Origin of the sequence: Nocardioides sp. zg-1308 (genome assembly GCF_013155375.1) — a bacterium.
Classification (GTDB): Bacteria; Actinomycetota; Actinomycetes; order Propionibacteriales; family Nocardioidaceae; genus Nocardioides; species Nocardioides renjunii.
Genome location: NZ_JABJQY010000002.1, coordinates 789,978 through 805,601 on the forward strand (window position 1 = coordinate 789,978; position 15,624 = coordinate 805,601).

The following is a 15,624-nucleotide window of genomic DNA, read 5'->3' on the forward strand; positions in this document are numbered from 1 at the left end:
GAGCCGGTCAGGCGCCGGCCCAACCCCCGAACCACGCCGCCAGCGTGACGTCGGGAGTCCAGGGCCGCAGCCGCGTCTCGAGGGGACCGCCCTGCGGTGCGAGGTCGGGACGACCCCACCGCGCCGCGCGGCGGAGCAGGCGGAGGTCCTGCAGCTCGGCGCAGCCGTCGGCCACCGCCCGGCAGCCCGTGCGGCCGTCGAGGCCCGCCGCCAGGGCGGCCCACGCCGCGGCGTCCCCGGTCACCCCACGGCGTACGTCGAGGTGGCGCAGCGCCGTCGCCGGCACCGGCTCCGCCGAGGAGACCACGCGCGGGTCCGGGCCGACGAGTGCGAGGTGCGCGTCGCCGAGGCGTACGACGGCACGTGGCAGCGCCGCCAGCAGCGAGTCGACCGTGACCAGCAGCTCCGTGTCCTCCAGGCCCGGGGCGCAGGTCACGACGAGGTCGGCGGGACCACGCGCCAGGCCGCGCCACGTGGTGCCGGTGGCCGAGGTGCGGTCGGCCACGCCCACGGTCTCGGCGAGGCGCGAGCCGGGGTCGCGGTCGCGCGCGCCGGCATCCGGGCCGTCGTGCCAGGCGACGGCGTCGGGACGGTGCGCCACCAGGCCACCGGCGGCCCAGGACCGGTGCGCGAGCTCCCAGTCCTCGCCGCCGTAGGCGCGGAAGTCCTCGTCGAAGCCGCCGACCTCGTCGTACCACCACCGGCTGCACGCGAGGACGGCGCTGATCACGAAGCGGTGGCTGGTGGCGTCGGCGTCGAGGAGGTCACGGGAGTCGACGTAGGCGGATCGCAGCCAGTCCGGCTCGGGCAGCTCGAGCGGCGGGGCGACGCGCTCGACGGGATCGGAGGGGTCGCTGCCGGCCAGGTCGGCGTGCCGGCGGCGCCCGACGACCAGCGCCTCGGGGAGGGCCTCCGGCAGGGCCACCATGCGCTCGACGAACTCCGGCTCGGGCGCGGTGTCTGCGTCGAGGAGCACCAGCACCTCGCCCGAGGTCGCGCCCACGCCGAGGTTGCGGGCGGCGGCGGCGCGGAACCCGCGGTCGTCCTGCCGCACCAGCCACACCCCGGGCGGGACGACCGGCGCCTGCCGCGACCCGTCGTCGGCGACCACCACCTCGTCGGGCACCCGCGTCTGCCGAGACAGCGCGGCGAGGGTCCGGTCGAGCTCGTCCTGCTGCTCGTAGTGCGCGACGACCACCGAGACCGTACGTCGCGCTGCTGCGGACGGTGCGAGGTCCCAGCGGTTGCCCGGGACGCTCGTGCCCCAGGGCGGGGCCGTCACCCCGTCACCGACGCCCACCACGCCCGGTAGGCCGCGGCGGTGTGCTCGAGCTGCGGCCCCAGGTCGGCGCCCGGCGGCGTCCAGGTCGCAGCAGGCCCCAGCAGCGCGGACTCCAGGCGCGGGACCAGCGTCGCGTCGTCGAAGATCGTGGTCGTCCCGGGGCGCAGCGCGGACATCTCACGGGCGTAGGCGCCGTCGCGGACGAGCGGCCGGCGTCCCGCGGCGATCCACGAGTTCAGGCTGCCCGACGCGGACACGTTGCGGTGCGCCGCCACGGGCACGGTCACCCCGCGCAGCGCGCGGACGAGGTCCGCCTCGGGCACCCGGCCGGTGACCTCCACCGGCACCCCGCGCGCGCGGCTCGACCGGATGAGCTCCTCGACCTCGTCGGCGTGACCGGGGGCGGCGCCGCCGAGGACGCGCACCCGCGCCGGCGTCCCGGCCCGCCGCAGGGCGGCCGCGGCCCTGACCACCTGACGGTGGCCCTTGCCGGGATAGACGAAGCCGAACACCCCGAGGACCGGCTCCGCCGGGGCCCGGTGCACGGCCGGCTCGTCGCCCGTCCCACCGTGGTCACCGGGGCGCGAGACCGGCAGCGGGATCACCGTCCCCTGAGCGTCCGCGTCGCTCCAGCGGTTGACGAGCGCATGCTCGTGCCACGAGTTCGTGGCCCAGGCGCGGCTGGCGCGCACGATGCGGCCGTAGGCCGCGGCGCGGGCCCGGAAGACCGGTCCGTCGGTGGGTTGGGGGACGTCGTGGAGCGTCACGGTCAGGTGCACCAGTCGCGTCAGCGACTCCACCGTCGCCGCGGCCTCCGCGGGATCGCGTCCGAACAGCCGGTCGGTGAGGTGCAGGTGGACCGCGGCCCCCGCGGCCAGGTCGCCGATGTCGCGGACGACAGGTGCGCCGGTCGCGGCGGCGACCTCGCCGGCGTAGCGGGTCACGCCGTGCGTGTCCGCCCCCACCAGCAGGTGGTGCGGAGCCGACGGCGTGCCGCTCCGTCGGGTCGGGGGGCTCGGCACGCGGTCATCCTCCCGCGTGTCGCCGGCGCCGTCCTCCCCCGAAAGCGTGGGACAGACCCTCCCACCCAGTTGCGGCCGTTAGTGAACAGACATACACTAACTGCCATGGCCCGCCCCCGCACCGTGTCCGACGACGACTTCGTCGCGGCCGCGGCGACGGCCGCCGCCCGTCGGGGCGACGGCTCCTGGTCGCTGTCCGAGGTGGCGGCGGAGGTCGGCGTGACGCCCGCTGCCGTCGTCAAGCGGTTCGGCTCGAAGCGCGGGTTGCTGCTGGCCGTGGTGACGGCGTGGGTCCGCGACCTGCCCGTATACGACCCGGCGTCGGTCGACGACCCGCTCGGACACGTCCGGGACTGGGTGACCGGGTGGCTGGCCACCACGGCCGACCCGGGTCAGGTGGTGGGTCACCTGACGCTGCTGCTCGACGAGATCGTCGACGACGAGACGCGCCCGCTGCTCGCCCGTGGCCGGGAGGGCCAGGCCGCCTACCTGCGGTCCGCGCTGCGCGACGCGTACGACCGCGGGCAGCTGCGCCGCGAGCCCCCGGCGGACACGGCAGCGCTGTGGCTGGACCTGCTCGCCGGCGTCGCCGTCGCGAGCGCCATCGACAGGACAGGACAGGCGGCGACCCGTGCGCTCGCCGTCATCGACAACGACATGGAGAGGTGGAGAGAGCCGTGACGAAGACGTGGGAAGGACTCGTCTTCATCGGGACGAGCGTCGACGGCCAGGTGGCTCGGGCCGACGGGTCGCTCGACTGGCTGGTGACCCGGGGCGAGGCCGCGGGGGACGCCGGCTACGCGGCGTTCATGGAGCGCGTCGACGTCATCCTCATGGGTCGGGCGACCTACGAGGTGGCTCGCGGCTTCGACCCCTGGCCCTATGCGGAGACGCCCGTCGTGGTCCTCAGCACGACGCTCGCAGCCGGACAGGACGACCGGGTGCGCGTGGTCCGCAGCCTCGATGAGGCATCGGACCTGTTCGACGGCATGCGGGCCGGCGGCGTCTACGTCGACGGCGCCTCGACCGTCCGGTCCTGCCTGGCGGCGGGCCTGGTCGACGAGCTCACCATCTCGCAGGTCCCGGTCCTCATCGGCGCCGGCATCCCGCTCTTCGGCTCGCTTCCGCACGACATCGACCTCAGCGTCGAGAGGAGCGCCGTGCTCGGCGGCGGCATGGTCCAGACGACCTACCGCGTGCACCACGGCTAGCGCCGCTGCTGCGTCGCGCCGCGGCTCAGCCCTGGTAGGGCGGCGCGACGCCCCAGCCCCACCGCGGGGTCGGGGCGTGCTCGACGGCGCCGGGGCCGGGCTGGGAGTTCTCCATGGCGAGCCGGGTCCCCCACTCGAGGTAGCCGATGATCGCCGCCCGGAACTCCGGGTCGGCGGGCAGTTCGGCGTCGTCGGCGGCCAGGCTCATCGTCGTGGCGAACCGGTGCCGCTGTGCCGGCGTGATGGCCAGGCCGAGGTGGTGGCGCAGCATCGACTCGTAGCCGCCGTGGCGCTGCGTGTAGGTGTCCGGCCCCCCGAGGACCTCGGCCCACCAGTCGGTGACGTGGCCGCGGTGGTGCTCGGTGACCCCTCCGGGGAAGAAGCCCGACAGGGCGTCGTCGGCCTCCACCCGGTCGTAGAAGCAGTCGATCATCCGCCGCAGCGCGACCAGGCCGCCGGCCCAGTCGTAGAGGCTCGGCAGCCCCGGCTCGTCGACGCCCATGGGGACAGTCCACCGCATGCGGCGCGCGGGCGCATCCCCATTCGGGGGCGGTGCGCCCGGCCTTCAGCGGGTCCGGTGCTGCGCGGTCGTCGCGACGAGGCTGTCCTCGGCGGGCATGAGGAACCACAGCAGCGGGTAGATCAGCAGCTGGCTGCCCGGCACCGCGAACAGCGTCACGATGAACAGCAGACGGGTGACCCACGGCGTGAGTCCCAGCCGGCGCCCGACGCCGGCGCAGACACCGCCGATGATCCCTCGGTCCTGCGAGCGGACGAGGCCCTGGCGGGCGAGTGCGGCGCGGATGTTGTCCATGGTTCCTCCGGTGGGTCGACTGATGGGTCCAGCCTCCTCCGCGCGGCGGCCGTGCGCCATCGGGATCTGCCCCTGCTCGACCCCGAGGCCGCCCCCGGGACGCTGCTAGGCGGGCCCGACCAGCCCGTGCTCGTGGGCGAACACGACGACCTGCACCCGGTCGCGCAGCGCCAGCTTGCGCAGCACCGACCCGACGTGGGTCTTGACCGTCGACTCCGAGGCGAACACCAGTCCCGCGATCTCGGTGTTGGACATGCCGCGGGCGACGGCGGCGAACACCTCGCGCTCCTTCTCGGTCAGGGTGAGGTACGCCGCCGGCGCGGGCGCGCGCGCCACGAACTGGTCTGCGAGCAGCAGGGACAGGTCGGCGGGCGCGAGCACGGCGTTCCCGGCGTGCACCGTGCGGATCGCGTCGCGCAGCATCACCGGCGTGGTGTCCTTGAGCAGGAACCCGCTGGCACCGTGGCGGATGGCGGTGGCCGCGCGGTCGTCGAGGTTGAAGGTGGTGAGCACGACCACGCGCAGCGGGTGCTCGCGCCGGGACACCCGGTCGGGCAGGAACAGCTGCCGGGTGGCCTCCACGCCGTCCATCTCCGGCATCCGGATGTCCATGAGCACCACGTCGGGCTCGAGGTCGTCGACGACCTGGACCGCCTCGAGGCCGTCACCGGCGACCCCGACGACCTCCATCCCGTCCTGGGCGTCGACGATCACGCGGACGCCCTCGCGGAAGAGCTCCTGGTCGTCGACCAGCACGACGCGGATCACGCGCCACCTCGCACCGGCACCCAGGCGGTGGCCGTGAACGTCTGGACGCCGGCCTCGTCGCGACGCCGTACGTCGAGCCGCCCGCCGACCGCCGCGAGCCGGCGGCGCATCCCGTCGAGCCCCTGGCCGGGCACCTCGCGGACCGGCTGCTCCTCGGCACGCGCAGCACCGGCAGGGACCGGACGGATCGGCTGCGTGACGTCGTCGGCGACGGCCGCCTGCACCACGTTGCGGACCTCGATGCGCAGCTCGCCCTCCCAGTGGCGCTCGACGGAGACCGGGGTGTCGCGCCGGCCGTGCTTGATGGCGTTGGTCAGCATCTCCTGGAGCACGCGGTAGGCCACCGTCTCCAGCTCCGGCGGGAGCGGTCGCGGCTGGCCCACGACGGTGGAGACCACCTCGTGGCCGCTGGCGCGGACGCCGTCCACGAGGCTGTCGAGGCCACCGCTGCGGACCGCGGCGTCCGGGGCCTGCGTCGTCGTGAGGACCTGGCGCACGTCCTGCAGGGAGGTCCGCGCCGACGTGGCGATGGTCGCCATCGTCTGCTTGAGCCGCTCGGGGTCGGCGTCGTCGATGTACTGCGCCGACTCAGCCTGGGCCAGGATCACCGCGAGCGAGTGGCCGACGACGTCGTGCACGTCGCGCGCCATCCTGGCCTGCTCCTCGCGGAGCCGCGCGATCTCGCGGGCCTGCTCGGACATCCGTACGGCGCGGGCCGCGTCCTCCTCCGCCGCCACCTGCGAGACGCGCGACTGCTCGGCGCGGGACACGAACCGGAGCGCGAGGCCCGCCAACCACGGCGAGCCCAGGACGAACATCCCCAGGACCGCCGCCGCCACCTGCCAGGTCGAGCCGAGGCGGTAGGCCGAGTCGATCACGCTGTTGTAGTCGACGACGTCGTCGATGACGTCGTAGACCTCCGAGGCCGCGAACAGCACCACGACGACCGCCCCGAGCGGGATCGAGAGGCCGCTGAGCCACACCACGGCCGTGCTGCCCCACCGGGCGCCGCCGAACGCGACGGCCGCGATGGCGAGCTGCGCCAGCAGGACGGGGGTGCCGGTGAGGAGCTGGAGCAGGCAGACGACCCACACGAGACCAAGGGCCAGTCCTGGGGCGCGCCGGCTGAGCGCGACGGCCACCGCGATGCCGAGGACCACGAGCGCGAGGTCCCACCAGTCCTCCCAGAACGGCTTCGTCCGCGAGGCCTCGATCATCCCGAGCACGAGCACGCCGCCGCCGAGCGCGACGTCGGGGGCCCACTCCCGGAGCTGGTCGGGCCCGGGCCGGCCGGTCGCCGCGGTGCTCATCGCGCGACCGCCTCGGGCGTACGCGCGGTGCGCGGCGCCCGCGACTCGACGAGGCGCCAGCTCAGGGCCGCCATCACGAGGGTGAGGACCGCGGCGACGGGACCGGCCAGGCCGTCGAGGCCCGGGCGCAGCCACAGGGTGAGCGGGTAGTTCCAGAGGTAGGCCCCGTAGGACACCGTGCCGAGCAGGACCAGCGCCCGCGCCGGCCCGGTCACCTCGGTCCAGCCCCGCCACGACAGCAGCAGCACCGCGGTCAGCGCAGCGATGGCGGGACCTCCTGCCAGGTAGGTGAGGGCGTGACCCCGCAATGGAACCACGCTGAGGACGAGCAACCCGGTGAGCGCCACGGGTGCCGCCCAGCGAGCGGCCCTTCGCGCGGCCCGGCAAGCGGTTGCGTCATTCGGTGCCGCACCGATGCGTGCCGGTCGGGATGACGGATCGGCCAGCACCCGGGCGGCGGCACCGACGACGAAGCAGACCGCCCACGACGTCGGCAGGGAGTAGGCGAGGTCCGGCTCCCCCCGCAGCCACAGCACCGTCGCGAGGCAGGCCAGCAGGCACCCGGCGCCCGCCAGCAGCACCGTCGCACGCACGCGCCCGCGCGCCCAGGCCAGCGCGAGGACGGCGGGCCAGAGCAGGTAGAACTGCTCCTCGGTCGCGAGGGTCCAGAGGTGGAAGGTGGCGTCGCTCGCGTGCCCGAAGGGCAGGTTGCCCGTCCACGTCAGCGCGACGAGCACGGTCCGGCCGAGCTCGTCCCGGTCGCCCAGCGGGTCCAGCAGCAGCGTCACGACGACCACCCCCGCCACGAGGAACAGCAGCGCGGGCACCAGCCGGCGCGCCCGTCGTACGTAGAACCGGCGGAGGTCCACCCGGCCGGTCCGGTGCAGCTCGTCGACCAGGAGGCCGGTGATGAGGTAGCCGCTGAGGGCGAAGAACATCACGACACCGACCACGCCGGCGCCCGGGAAGAGATCGGGCCAGGCGTGCCGCAGCACCACCAGGCCGACCGCGATACCGCGCAGGAGGTCGATGCCCTCGACGCGCCGGCTCACGCGGGCAGGACGTCGCGGACGAGCCGGTCGAGCAGCGCGGCGTACGACGTCCCGGCCGCCGCGAACATCCTCGGCACCTGCGACTGCTCGGTGAAGCCGGGCATCGTGTTGACCTCGTTGAGCACCGGGCCCGCGTCGGTGAGGAAGAAGTCGACGCGGGCCACGCCGGCGCAGCCGAGCGCGTCGTAGACCGCCACCGCGGCCTCCTCGAGCGCCTTGCGCTCGACGTCGTCGAGCGCGGCCGGCACGCGGAAGTCGGCGCCGCCGCCGTACTTCGCCTCGTAGTCGAACGGGCCGTCGACGACGACCTCGAGCGCCGGCGCGACGACGCGGCCCTCGTCGGCGGTGCCGAGCACGGCCACGTCGATCTCGCGGCCGACGAGGAGGTCCTCGACGAGGATGCGGTCGTCGAGGGCGAGCGCGGTGTCCAGAGCCGCGGCCAGGTCCCCGGCCTCGCGCACCAGCGTGACGCCGTGGCTGGAGCCGGCGGCGACCGGCTTCACGACGACCGGGTGGGTCCAGGCGTACGTCGCCGCGCCGGCCGCGGACAGCAGGACGCCGGGAGCGGTGGCGACGCCGACGGCCCCGGCCACCAGCTTGGTCGCCCACTTGTCCATGGCCAGGGCGCCGGCCCGGACGCCCGACCCGACGTAGGGCACGCCGGCGAGCTCGCAGAGCGCGGCGAGCGAGCCGTCCTCCCCGCGCGGGCCGTGGACGACCGGGAGGACCGCGGCGCAGGACTGGAGGACCGTGACGGCAGCGGCGAGCCCGAGCGGGCGGTCGTCGCCGTCGCGCCAGGTGCCGTCGCGGCCGATGGTCAGCCGGACGACGTCGTAGGCCGACGGGTCGAGCGCGCCGGCGACCGCGGCGGCGGAGGCGAGGGACACCTCGTGCTCGCAGCTCTGCCCGCCGCCGACGACGGCGACGCGGGTGCGGCTGGGGGTCGGGTCGGTGGCCGGAGCCGGGATCGGGCGGGTCACGGGATGCTCCTGAGGTGGGTGGGCGTGGCCTGTGCGGCCTGCCCGAACGGCACGGCGGGACGGTGGACGCGCCGGATGCGGGGCCCGAGGCCGGTGACGACCTCGTTCGGGATGGTGTCGGCCCAGGCCGCCCAGTCGGCGACCGTCGGCTCGCCGGCGGCGCCGGGGCCGAGGACGGTGGCGGTCTCCCCGGGCTGCACCGGGTCGTCGCCGAGGTCGACGACGACCTGGTCCATCGAGATCCGGCCGACGACGGGTCGACGGCGGCCGCGCAGCAGCACCTCGGCGCGGCCGGCGGCCACCCGGGGCAGCCCGTCGGCGTAGCCGAGCGGCAGGAGGGCGAGGTGCGTGGCGACCGGCGCCGTCCAGGCGTGGCCATAGCCGACGCCCGCCCCCGCCCGGACCCGGCGCACGCTGACGACCGGCGCGGTGAGGGTCAGCCCCGAGCGCAGCGGCGTGGTGCCGGTCGGGTCGATGCCGACCAGGCCGGCGCCGACCCGCACCGTGGTGTGGTGGCTGCGGACGTCGAGGACCGTGGCGGCCGTGGCCGCGAGGTGTCGCAGCGGCGGTCGGAGGCCGGCCGCGCGGGCGACGTCGAGGCCCCAGGCGAACCGCCGCCGGCCGAGCGCGTTGCACCCGTCGGAAGGGTCGTCGGCGCAGCCGAGGTGGCCCATCACGCCGACGACCCGGACCAGCCCGGCGCGCTCCGCCCTCCGCGCGGCCCGGCACAGGGCCGGCCAGGCGGACGGCTCGGCGCCGTCGCGGGACATCCCCGTGTCGAGGTGCAGGTGGATCCCTGCCGGCCGCGCGGGCGCCGAGGTGGCGGCGCGGACGACGACGTCGAGGTGCTCGCGGGACGGGACGGCCAGGTCGACGTCGGCGGCGAGCGCGTCGTCGTACGCCGCGTCGAGGGGGTTGAGCCAGCTCAGCACGGGTGCGCGGAGCCCGTCGGACCGCAGGGCGAGCGCCTCGTCGATGCTGGTGACCCCGAGCGACGTGGCGCCGTGCGCGAGCGCCGTACGCGCCACGTCCGCGGCGCCGTGCCCGAAGCCGTCGGCCTTGACCACCGCCATCACCTCGGCGTCCGTGCGGTCGGCGAGGAGGCGGGTGTTGGCGGCGACGGCCGACAGGTCCACCTCGAGCCGGGGTCCGTGCGTCCGGGCCGGCCCGGGCATCGCGGCGAGGACGCTCACGCCGCCGTCCCGGCGTGCTCGGCTGCGGCAGCCGCGACCGGGCCGTGGAGGGCGGCGTCCGCGCCGGTGAGCAGGGCCCAGTAGCGGTCACCGTGGCTCCAGTGCCACCACTCGGTGGGGTAGTTGACCAGGCCGGCCTCGCCGAGCACCCGCGCGAGGAGGTCGCGGTGGGCGCGAGCGTCCGCGCTGATCCTGTCGGCCGCGAACCAGCAGGCGCCATCGGACTGCTCCGGCGTCGCGTCGATGGCCGTGCCCATGTCGAGCTCGTCGCCGCGGGCGTCGACCAGCGTGAGGTCGACGGCCGCGCCCGCGACGTGCGGCGCGACGGCGACCGGCGCGACGAAGCGGCTCGTGAGGACCGCGAGCTGCTCGGGCGAGATGCCGGGGTGGGCGGCACAGACCTCGGCGGAGTACGCCGAGATGATCGCCTGCTGGTCGGCCACGGTGCGGTGCCCCTCGACGACGCGCAGGGAGATGCCGCGCGGGAGGTCCGCCTGAGCGAGTGCGAGGCGGTCGGCCAGGCCGCGGCGCACGAGCGCGCGCGCCGGCCCGAACGAGGCGTCGAGGCGGACCAGGGGGTGGCCGGAGTCGCGCACCGGCACGGCCGCGACCCGCGGGTCGGAGAGCAGGATCGTCATGGCAGCAACGCTCGCGGTCGGCGGGTGGTCCGCGCCTCCGCCTGAGGTGCCGATGCGCTGTCCTCGAGGACCGGGTCTTCGGCCCCCTCGTAGCATGGAGGCCATGTCGAAGGACGACGACTGGGAGACCGCGGCGCCCGAATCGGTCCGCCGCGAGCAGGAGCGCGACAGCCGCACGGGGCGCTCCGCCGCCGCCGCGCGCATCGCGCACCAGTCGAGCTGGGTCGACCAGCAGGTCCGGCTGGCGATGGAGCGCGGCGAGTTCGACAACCTGCCCGGCCAGGGCAAGCCCATCGAGGACCTCGGCGTCGAGCACGACCCGGACTGGTGGGTGAAGAAGCTCGTCGAGCGGGAGAACATCGCCCTGCTGCCGCCCGCCCTCGCGATCCGCAAGGACGATGCCGAGCTCGACGGCCGGCTCGACCGGATCAACGTCGAGTCGGAGGTGCGCCGCGAGGTCGAGGAGTTCAACGCGCGCGTCCGCAAGGCGATCTACACCCCTCCCGTCGGCCCGTCCGGGCCGCCGGTGATCACCCAGCAGCGCGACGTCGACGCCGAGGTGGTCGCGTGGCGCGAGCGGCGTACGGCGCGCATCGAGGCCCAGCGCGCCGCTCGGGCCGAGCGCGAGGCGGCCGAGGCCGCGGCCCGGCCGCAGCGGGGCTGGCGGCGGCTCTTCGGCCGGTCCTGACCGGAGCTTCGCACCCGAGTTCCGTAGTTATCGGTCGAGATCTCCACCTGTAGGCACGACGGTCCCCGGATATCCGGGGACTCCAGACACCGCAGCACCCACCGCAGCACCCCACCCGCGAGACATCCGTCATATCGACCCGTCCCCCGGCGGCGGTAGTTTGCGCGCATGTCGCGAACCGCCAAGGACTTCTTCGCCCCGCTCGCCGTCGGGGCCCCCGCCCCGCCGCGCGAGATCCCGGCCCGGCCGAGCCGGGCGATCCACTTCTTCGACCCGGGCAACGAGAAGATGGCCGCCAAGGTGCCCGCCATGGTCGGCACCGTCGACGTCCTCCTCGGCAACCTCGAGGACGCGGTCAAGGCGGAGAACAAGGAGCGGTCGCGGCAGGGCCTCGTCGACATCGCGAAGGCCACCGACTTCGGGCCGACCCAGCTCTGGACCCGGATCAACTCCCTCGACAGCCCGTGGGTGCTCGACGACCTGACCACCCTGGTGCCGGAGATCGGCGACAAGCTCGACGTCGTCATGGTGCCGAAGGTGCAGGGCGCCGAGGACATCCACTACGTCGACCGGCTGCTCGCCCAGCTCGAGGCGAAGGCCGGCCTGAGCCGGCCGATCCTGGTCCACGCGATCCTCGAGACGGCCCGCGGCGTGGCCAACATCGAGGAGATCTGCGCAGCCAGCCCGCGCATGCAGGGCCTCTCGCTCGGCCCGGCCGACCTGGCCGCTGACCGCCGGATGAAGACCACCCGGGTCGGCGGCGGCCACCCCGGCTACCTCGTGCGCCAGGACGCGCCCCGGGTCGACGGCGAGACGCAGTACGACGCCGAGCGGGCGTCGTACCAGCAGGACCTGTGGCACTACACGATCGCCCGGATGGTCGACGCGTGCGCGATGCACGGGATCTACCCCTACTACGGGCCGTTCGGGGACATCCTGGACACCGTCGCGTGCGAGGACCAGTTCCGCAACGCGTTCCTGCTCGGCTGCGTCGGCGCCTGGAGCCTGCACCCGGTGCAGATCCAGATCGCGAACCGCGTCTTCTCTCCCAGCGTCGGGGACGTGGCCCACGCCCGCCGGGTGATCGCCGCGATGGGCGACGGGACCGGAGCGGTGATGATCGACGGCAAGATGGAGGACGACGCCTCGGTCAAGCAGTGCCAGGTGATGGTCGCCCTCGCCGACGAGCTGGCCGCCATCGACCCCGAGCTCAGGCAGCAGTACGCCGCGATCCGGATCGAGGACTGACATGGCCGCCCACGAGACGGCACCGTTCACGCCGTTGCGCTCCGTGCTCTACATGCCCGGCTCCAACGAGCGGGCGCTGGAGAAGGCGAAGGGCATCGCCTGCGACGCGCTCATCCTCGACCTCGAGGACTCCGTCGCCCCCGACGCCAAGCCCGCCGCACGCGAGGCGGTCGCGGCGGCCGCGGGGAGCGACGACTACGGCCGGCGCGCGGTCACCATCCGCGTCAACGCCATCGGCACCGAGTGGCACGACGCCGACCTCGTGGCCGCCAGCCAGGCCGGGCCCGCCGCCATCGTGGTGCCGAAGGTGGGCAGCGCCGACGACGTCGCCGCGCTGGTGTCGGCCATGGAGAAGGCCGGCGCACCCGCCCACACCGCGCTGTGGGCGATGGTCGAGACCCCCGTCGCCATCCTCGACGCCCTGTCCATCGCCCGCGCCTCCGACCGGCTCGGCGCCTTCGTGCTCGGCACCAACGACCTCGTCAAGGAGCTGTACGCCGAGCACGTCCCCGGTCGCGGCCCGATCCTGCCCAGCCTCCACACCGCCCTGCTCGCCGGCCGAGCCGCCGGGATCGCGGTCATCGACGGCGTCTACAACGACGTCAAGGACACCGAGGGCTTCCTCGCCGAGTGCGAGCAGGGCCGCCAGATGGGCTTCGACGGCAAGACGCTGATCCACCCCGGCCAGGTCGAGGGCGCCAACGCCGCCTTCGCCCCCAGCGAGCAGGCCGTCGAGGACGCACGGGGGCTGATCGGCGCCTGGGAGGACGGCGCCGGCGCCGGCGTCGTCACCTGGAACGGACGGATGGTCGAGAACCTGCACGTCGAGTCGGCCCGGCGCACGCTGGCCATCCACGAGGCGGTCTCTGCGCTCGGAGCGTGAGGGCGTCCGATTTCCGGACATCGACCGCAGGCTGGTAGCCCACCGGCACCGGCACAGCAGCCGACGCGCGCCGCCCCGTCCCTCGCGGACCGGGCGGCGCTGCCGTGTCCGCACCCGGCTCGACGGCAGGGTCCGAAACCCGCGTGCGGACCGTCGGTGGCGGCCGCGACAATGCTGGGGTGAGCTCCTCGGCGACCCTTCGCACCTTCTGGTCCCAGCTGTCCACCGAGGGGCGGTGGCTGCTCTCCACCGTCGCGATCCAGACCCTCGGCCGCGGCCTGACCCTGCCCTTCACCGTCATCTACCTCCACGAGGTCCGCGGCTTCTCCCTCGACCTCGCGGGCACGCTGATGTCGTTCATCGCCGTCGTCGCCCTCCTGGTCACCGGCCCCGGCGGAGCGCTCACCGACCGCATCGGCGCGCGGCGGATGATCCTGTTCGCCACCACGGCCCAGATGATCGGGTGCACCGTCCTGGCGTTCGCCACCACGCCGTGGATGGCCGCCCTCGCCTTCGTATTCCTCGGGCTCAACTTCGGCGTCTCGTGGCCCGCCTTCAACTCGCTGATCGCCGCCGTCACCACCGGGGAGACCCGCCAGCAGTACTTCGGCATCAACTTCGCCCTCGTCAACCTCGGCATCGGCCTCGGTGGTGTCGTCGGCGGGCTCTACGCCGACGTCGGCGAGCCGCGCACGTTCACGGTGATCTTCCTCGCCGACGCGGCCAGCATGCTCGTCCCGATCGCGTTGATGCTCGGCCCGCTGCGCCACGTGACCGGGCTGCACGAGGCCCCGGACGACGCCGACCCGGCGGCCGGCTCCTACCTCGCCATCCTCCGCCAGCCCGCCGTGCTGTGGATGACGGCCCTCACCTTCACCGGCGTCTTCGTCGGCTACGGCCAGCTCGAGGCCGGGTTCCCCGCCTTCGCCCGGGAGGTCGGCGAGGTCTCCACGCGCGTGATCGGCTTCTCGTTCGCGGTCAACACCGCGGTCATCGTGCTGCTGCAGTTCCTCGTGCTGCGGCGCATCGCCGGCCACCGCCGTACGCGCGTCATGCTGGTGATGGCCGCGCTCTGGGCCGCGTCGTGGGTGCTGCTCGGCGTCACCGCTGCCGTGCCCGGCACCGTGGCCGCGGTCGGCGTGCTGGCCTTCGCCGCGGTCTTCGCGCTCGGCGAGACGATGCTGCAGCCGACCGTGCCGGCGATCACCAACGACATGGCGCCCGACCACCTCCGCGGGCGCTACAACGCGGTCAACGCCGGCGCGTTCCAGGGCGGCGCGATCGCCGGCCCGGCCTTCGCCGGCTTCCTGCTCCACCACGGGTGGTCCACGGCGTACGTCGCGGTGCTGGTGGCGGGCTGCGGCCTCATCGCGGTGCTCGCCCTGGTCGTGGAGCGTCTGATCTCCCCGCGCGTCAACGGCATCGAGGAGCCGCCGGTCGTCTCGGCGGACCCGGCGACCGGCGAGCCGACGCCCGCCGGGTGAGCCTCAGGCGCTCTCGCTGCCCCGGCGGAACCGGTCGTTGAGCCACGTGCTCGCCGAGCCCATCCAGCCGGCGAGGTCGTGGACCAGCCTGCCGAGGGTGTCCTGGGTCCGCTCGAACGACACGGCGTAGCTGGCCGCGGCCTCCTGCGCCGCCTCGCTGACCGAGGCCGTGTCGTCGTCAGCGCGACGGGGGTAGTCGCCGCCGAGGATGGCGGTGTAGGTGCCGCTGTCGATCCAGCGGCGCAGCTCGGTGGCCCGGACGACCGCGAACGGGTGGGACTGCTGCTGGAGCAGCGACAGCTTGATGAGGGACTCGCGCACGTCGCCGCCCTCGTCGTACTCCGCGCCCTGCGACAGGAACGAGGTGACGTCGAGCTCCTCGAGCGTGCCGCCGCTCGCGATCTTCATGTGCGTGCGCAGCGCGGCCGTGGGGTCCTGGCTGGCCAGCAGGCCGGCGCGGTCGGCCGACAGCTCGGCCTTGCGGGACCACTCGAGCAGCGCCACGGTGACCATCCGGATGCCGATCGCGCCGCCGGGGACGGCGTAGAGCAGGCCGCCCAGGCCGAGCAGGCGGATCAGGAGCGTGCGGTAGATCGCGTGGCCGCTGATGGCGTGGCCGAGCTCGTGGCCGATGACGAAGCGCAGCTCGTCGTCGTCGAGGTGGTGCACGATGCCGGAGGACAGCACGATGATCGGCCGGTCCATGCCGACGGTCATGGCGCTCAGCCGCGGGTCGGCCTGGACGTACATCTCCGGGAGGTACGCCGCGTCGAGGCTGCGGCCGACCTCCGCGAGGAGCCGGTGCAGCCGGGCGAACTGGCGCTCGTCGACCCGCACCGCGGAGCCGAGCAGCGTGAGGCGCCACGCCCGCTCGCGGAAGACCCCCGACATCGTCTTGAGCAGGACGTCGAAGCCCTTGAGCTTGCGCAGCGCGACCAGCGCGCCCCTGTCGGCGGGGTGCTCCCACGCCCGCGAGCTGATGTCCGTGAGCACGACGCGCGCACGCGCCGGCTTCTTGTCCCCCGATGCCATGGAGGGATCCTGACGTACG

General features: G+C 74.6%; 17 protein-coding genes. 6 read left to right on the forward strand and 11 right to left on the reverse strand.

Annotated features, from left to right (window positions below; all coding sequences use genetic code 11):
* Positions 1 to 7: 7 nt before the first annotated feature.
* A complete protein-coding gene (locus HN031_RS05575) occupies positions 8 to 1,282 on the reverse strand; it encodes a glycosyltransferase (RefSeq protein WP_172267431.1) in 1,275 nt (424 codons plus the stop codon).
* On the reverse strand, positions 1,279 to 2,304 hold the full coding sequence (locus HN031_RS05580) for a hypothetical protein (protein WP_172267434.1): 1,026 nt from the start codon (positions 2,302 to 2,304) through the stop codon (positions 1,279 to 1,281). Before HN031_RS05580 ends, HN031_RS05575 begins: the two co-directional genes overlap by 4 nt.
* 105 nt (positions 2,305 to 2,409) lie before the next feature.
* On the opposite strand from HN031_RS05580, the gene HN031_RS21375 reads away from it, so the two are divergent.
* The gene (locus HN031_RS21375; protein ID WP_172267437.1) at positions 2,410 to 2,985 is read left to right on the forward strand and encodes a TetR/AcrR family transcriptional regulator; all 576 of its coding nucleotides are present in this window, start codon (positions 2,410 to 2,412) and stop codon (positions 2,983 to 2,985) included.
* On the forward strand, positions 2,982 to 3,515 hold the full coding sequence (locus HN031_RS21380; RefSeq protein ID WP_172267440.1) for a dihydrofolate reductase family protein: 534 nt from the start codon (positions 2,982 to 2,984) through the stop codon (positions 3,513 to 3,515). Before HN031_RS21375 ends, HN031_RS21380 begins: the two co-directional genes overlap by 4 nt.
* A 25-nt stretch (positions 3,516 to 3,540) precedes the next feature.
* Here HN031_RS21380 and HN031_RS05595 read toward each other — a convergent pair whose 3' ends face one another.
* The 8 genes from HN031_RS05595 to HN031_RS05630 all read right to left on the reverse strand — a co-directional run bounded on the left by HN031_RS05595 (position 3,541) and on the right by HN031_RS05630 (position 10,270).
* On the reverse strand, positions 3,541 to 4,017 hold the full coding sequence (locus HN031_RS05595; RefSeq protein ID WP_172267443.1) for a group II truncated hemoglobin: 477 nt from the start codon (positions 4,015 to 4,017) through the stop codon (positions 3,541 to 3,543).
* Between the two features lie 63 nt (positions 4,018 to 4,080).
* Complete coding sequence (locus HN031_RS05600; RefSeq protein WP_172267446.1) at positions 4,081 to 4,329, reverse strand: PspC domain-containing protein; 249 nt, start codon at positions 4,327 to 4,329, stop codon at positions 4,081 to 4,083.
* Positions 4,330 to 4,434: 105 nt separating this feature from the next.
* On the reverse strand, positions 4,435 to 5,097 hold the full coding sequence (locus tag HN031_RS05605) for a response regulator transcription factor (RefSeq protein WP_172267449.1): 663 nt from the start codon (positions 5,095 to 5,097) through the stop codon (positions 4,435 to 4,437).
* Positions 5,094 to 6,407 carry a sensor histidine kinase gene (locus HN031_RS05610; RefSeq protein ID WP_172267452.1) on the reverse strand — a complete coding sequence of 438 codons (1,314 nt, stop codon included), beginning with the start codon at positions 6,405 to 6,407 and terminating at the stop codon, positions 5,094 to 5,096. The genes HN031_RS05605 and HN031_RS05610 overlap by 4 nt, the downstream gene beginning before the upstream one ends.
* Positions 6,404 to 7,459 carry an acyltransferase gene (locus HN031_RS05615; protein ID WP_172267455.1) on the reverse strand — a complete coding sequence of 352 codons (1,056 nt, stop codon included), beginning with the start codon at positions 7,457 to 7,459 and terminating at the stop codon, positions 6,404 to 6,406. Before HN031_RS05615 ends, HN031_RS05610 begins: the two co-directional genes overlap by 4 nt.
* Positions 7,456 to 8,439: a D-alanine--D-alanine ligase gene (locus HN031_RS05620; protein WP_216652484.1), complete on the reverse strand. Its 984-nt coding sequence runs from the start codon at positions 8,437 to 8,439 to the stop codon at positions 7,456 to 7,458. The genes HN031_RS05615 and HN031_RS05620 overlap by 4 nt, the downstream gene beginning before the upstream one ends.
* Entirely contained in the window at positions 8,436 to 9,632 is a 1,197-nt protein-coding gene (gene alr, locus HN031_RS05625; RefSeq protein ID WP_367650662.1) for an alanine racemase, read from the reverse strand. The genes HN031_RS05620 and alr overlap by 4 nt, the downstream gene beginning before the upstream one ends.
* Positions 9,629 to 10,270 carry a M15 family metallopeptidase gene (locus HN031_RS05630; RefSeq protein WP_172267458.1) on the reverse strand — a complete coding sequence of 214 codons (642 nt, stop codon included), beginning with the start codon at positions 10,268 to 10,270 and terminating at the stop codon, positions 9,629 to 9,631. The genes alr and HN031_RS05630 overlap by 4 nt, the downstream gene beginning before the upstream one ends.
* A gap of 103 nt (positions 10,271 to 10,373) precedes the next feature.
* Between HN031_RS05630 and HN031_RS05635 the strand changes: the two genes are divergently transcribed.
* The 4 genes from HN031_RS05635 to HN031_RS05650 all read left to right on the forward strand — a co-directional run bounded on the left by HN031_RS05635 (position 10,374) and on the right by HN031_RS05650 (position 14,573).
* Complete coding sequence (locus HN031_RS05635) at positions 10,374 to 10,958, forward strand: DUF1992 domain-containing protein (RefSeq protein WP_172267461.1); 585 nt, start codon at positions 10,374 to 10,376, stop codon at positions 10,956 to 10,958.
* A 168-nt stretch (positions 10,959 to 11,126) separates the two neighbouring features.
* Complete coding sequence (locus HN031_RS05640; RefSeq protein ID WP_172267464.1) at positions 11,127 to 12,206, forward strand: CoA ester lyase; 1,080 nt, start codon at positions 11,127 to 11,129, stop codon at positions 12,204 to 12,206.
* A gap of 1 nt (position 12,207) precedes the next feature.
* Positions 12,208 to 13,089, forward strand: coding sequence for a CoA ester lyase (locus HN031_RS05645; protein WP_172267467.1), 882 nt, complete (start codon positions 12,208 to 12,210; stop codon positions 13,087 to 13,089).
* Between the two features lie 179 nt (positions 13,090 to 13,268).
* Positions 13,269 to 14,573 (forward strand): MFS transporter, encoded by a 1,305-nt coding sequence (locus HN031_RS05650; protein ID WP_172267470.1) that lies wholly within the window; start codon positions 13,269 to 13,271, stop codon positions 14,571 to 14,573.
* Between the two features lie 3 nt (positions 14,574 to 14,576).
* Here HN031_RS05650 and HN031_RS05655 read toward each other — a convergent pair whose 3' ends face one another.
* Entirely contained in the window at positions 14,577 to 15,605 is a 1,029-nt protein-coding gene (locus HN031_RS05655; protein WP_172267473.1) for a M48 family metallopeptidase, read from the reverse strand.
* Positions 15,606 to 15,624 lie beyond the last annotated feature (19 nt).

Bases quoted from the DNA above. Each gene is read 5' to 3' on its own strand.
- HN031_RS21375 (WP_172267437.1), top strand. From the start codon at position 2,410: ATGGCCCGCCCCCGCACCGTGTCCGACGACGACTTCGTCGCGGCCGCG.
- HN031_RS05655 (WP_172267473.1), bottom strand. From the start codon at position 15,605: ATGGCATCGGGGGACAAGAAGCCGGCGCGTGCGCGCGTCGTGCTCACG.
- HN031_RS05600 (WP_172267446.1), bottom strand. From the start codon at position 4,329: ATGGACAACATCCGCGCCGCACTCGCCCGCCAGGGCCTCGTCCGCTCG.
- HN031_RS05640 (WP_172267464.1), top strand. From the start codon at position 11,127: ATGTCGCGAACCGCCAAGGACTTCTTCGCCCCGCTCGCCGTCGGGGCC.
- HN031_RS05595 (WP_172267443.1), bottom strand. From the start codon at position 4,017: ATGGGCGTCGACGAGCCGGGGCTGCCGAGCCTCTACGACTGGGCCGGC.
- HN031_RS05610 (WP_172267452.1), bottom strand. From the start codon at position 6,407: ATGAGCACCGCGGCGACCGGCCGGCCCGGGCCCGACCAGCTCCGGGAG.
- HN031_RS05645 (WP_172267467.1), top strand. From the start codon at position 12,208: ATGGCCGCCCACGAGACGGCACCGTTCACGCCGTTGCGCTCCGTGCTC.
- HN031_RS05635 (WP_172267461.1), top strand. From the start codon at position 10,374: ATGTCGAAGGACGACGACTGGGAGACCGCGGCGCCCGAATCGGTCCGC.
- HN031_RS05630 (WP_172267458.1), bottom strand. From the start codon at position 10,270: ATGACGATCCTGCTCTCCGACCCGCGGGTCGCGGCCGTGCCGGTGCGC.